Genomic DNA, 2,642 nt, shown 5'->3' on the forward strand with positions numbered 1-2,642 from the left:
ACCGGTCGCCGGGGGCGGCGGGGCGGCCGGACCGTCGCGCCGCGGCGCGCTCGGCGGCCGACGGGCGGGAGCGGTCCCGGTAGCCCTCGCCCATGCTCGCTCCCCTCGGGGTCCGTCTCGTCCGCGCCGCTGCGTCTCACCCGGACGGGGGAGTCCGGTGAACCCGAGCACGGCTCGTGCGTCTCTGGGACCGGACACCCCGGTCGGGGACCAGGGTGCAGCATCCGGGCCCCGGCGGTGGGTCGTACAGGCCTGCGTGTCGGGTTGCTCGCCCGGTCGTCGTAGGGGGTCGGGACTTGAGGGTGACACACGGGTACGGCGTGTCGTCGCTGCTCGGGGACGGTCCGAACGTTGGAGTGAGGGTATCGCGAGCATGGTCGCGGTGACGGAGTGTGATCTTCGCGGGCGCGAACGGGCGGTGCCGGACGGAGCCGCCGGGCGCGGGTGTGCCCGTGCTGACTAGGTTGCGGGACATGCGCGGGGTGGACGAAAAGGACGGGGAGGCCACGTGACCGACGACGCACGGTCCTACGGCGACGGGGTCGCCGTCGTCACGGTGACCTACTCGCCGGGCGCGCTGCTGGACACCTTCCTCGACTCGCTGCGGGGCGCGACGACCCGCACGGACGTGCCGGTCGTCCTGGCCGACAACGGATCCGTCGACGGCGCCCCCGAGCGCGCGGTCCGCGAGCGCGACCACGTGACGGTCCTGCCGATCGGGGAGAACGTCGGCTACGGTGCCGCCGCCAACCGCGGCGTGGCCTCGCTGCCCGACCGATACGGCTGGGTCGTCGTCGCCAACCCGGACCTGGAGTGGGGTGCCGGTTCGCTGGACATCCTGCTCGACGCCGGCCGTCGCCACCCCCGGGCCGGGTCGCTCGGCCCGCTGATCCGCGAGCCGTCCGGCGAGGTCTACCCCTCGGCGCGCGAGGTGCCGTCGCTGACGGCCGGGGCGGCGCACGCCGTGCTGGCCCCGGTCTGGCCGGGCAATCCCTGGACGGCGGCCTACCGGCGCAGCCGGGAGGACCTGACGGAACGCGCGGCCGGCTGGCTGTCCGGGTCGTGCCTGCTCCTGCGGCGCACCGCGTTCGACTCCGTCGACGGTTTCGACCCGCGCTACTTCATGTACTTCGAGGACGTCGACCTGGGGATGCGGCTCGGTCTCGCCGGATGGCGAAACGTGTACGTCCCCGGCGCCGATGTCGTACACGTGGGCGGAGCGTCCACGGGCAAGCCGGAGGTGTCGGCACGGATGCTCGCCGAGCACCACCGCAGCGCCTACCGCTACCTGGCCGACCGCCACCGCGGTCCGGTGCACGCGCCGCTGCGTGCGGCCCTGCGCGCCGGCCTGGCCGTGCGCTCGGGTCTGCTGCGGCGGACCGGCTGAGCGCGAACGAGAAGAAAGAACCTGAGGGGGAACCTGCGTTGCAGGACGTCGAGGCGGTCGTGCTGGTCGGGGGCAAGGGCACCCGGCTGCGGCCACTGACCCTGTCGGCGCCCAAGCCGATGCTGCCGACGGCGGGGGTGCCGTTCCTGGCGCATCTGCTGTCGCGGATCCGCGAGGCGGGCATCCGGCGGGCGGTGCTGGGGACGAGCTACCTGGCCGAGACCTTCGAGGAGCACTTCGGCGACGGCTCGTCGCTGGGGCTGGACCTCACCTACGTCACCGAGACCGAGCCGCTGGGCACCGGCGGGGGCATCCGCAACGTGGCCGGCAAGCTCTCCGCCGAGCACGTCATGATCTTCAACGGCGACGTGCTGGCGGGCACCGACCTGACCGCCGTCGCCGACACCCACCGCAGCACCGGTGCCGACGTCACGCTGCACCTGGTGCGGGTGCAGAACCCGCGGGCCTTCGGCTGCGTCCCCACCGATCCGACCGGCCGGGTGCTGGAGTTCCTCGAGAAGACCGAGGACCCGCCGACCGACCAGATCAACGCCGGGTGCTACGTCTTCCGCCGCGAGGTCATCGACACCATCCCCGAGGGCAGGCCGGTGTCGGTGGAGCGTGAGACGTTCCCCGACCTGCTCGCCTCCGGGGCGCACGTGCAGGGCCACGTCGACGTCGCCTACTGGCGCGACATGGGAACCCCCGGCGACCTGGTGCACGGCTCGGCGGACCTGGTCCGCGGGGTCGCGCCCTCGGCGGCGCTGCCCGGGCCGACCGGAGAGTCGATGGTGCTGGAGGGGGCCGAGGTGGCCTCCGACGCGTTCGTCTTCGGCGGGACGACCGTCGGCCGCGGCGCCCGGATCGGCTCCGGCGCCCGGGTCGAGGGCTCCATGCTGTTCGACGGCGCGATGGTGCAGGCGGGCGCGGTCGTGGAGAACTCGGTGATCGGGGCCGGTGCGGTCGTCGAGGAGGGCGCGAGCGTCCGCGACACCGTGGTCGGCGACCGGGCCGTGATCGGCGCGCACTGCGAGCTGCGGCACAACATGCGGGTGTGGCCGGACGTCACGCTGCCGCCCCACGGGGTCCGGTTCTCGCCCGACGTGTGACCATCGGGGGCGTGGACACGGCCGCCGTGGTGGTGGACCGGGAATGGCGGCCGCCGTTCCCGCTCGACCTGTACGGCGTCCTCGCCCCGCTGCGCCGCGGCCGCGGCGACCCCACCTGGCGCACCGCCGTCGACGGCGCCGTGATC

The 2,642-nt window shown here is 74.3% G+C and carries 2 protein-coding genes; both read left to right on the forward strand.

All coding sequences use genetic code 11. From position 1 onward, the window contains the following. Positions 1 to 508 precede the first annotated feature (508 nt). Positions 509 to 1,387, forward strand: coding sequence for a glycosyltransferase family 2 protein (locus NH602_RS29975; protein ID WP_253069579.1), 879 nt, complete (start codon positions 509 to 511; stop codon positions 1,385 to 1,387). Between the two features lie 38 nt (positions 1,388 to 1,425). Further along, entirely contained in the window at positions 1,426 to 2,496 is a 1,071-nt protein-coding gene (locus NH602_RS29980) for a sugar phosphate nucleotidyltransferase (RefSeq protein ID WP_073576351.1), read from the forward strand. Positions 2,497 to 2,642: the final 146 nt, after the last annotated feature.

The sequence above is a fragment of the Pseudonocardia sp. McavD-2-B genome, from assembly GCF_024124365.1.
In the GTDB taxonomy this organism is placed as follows: domain Bacteria; phylum Actinomycetota; class Actinomycetes; order Mycobacteriales; family Pseudonocardiaceae; genus Pseudonocardia; species Pseudonocardia alni.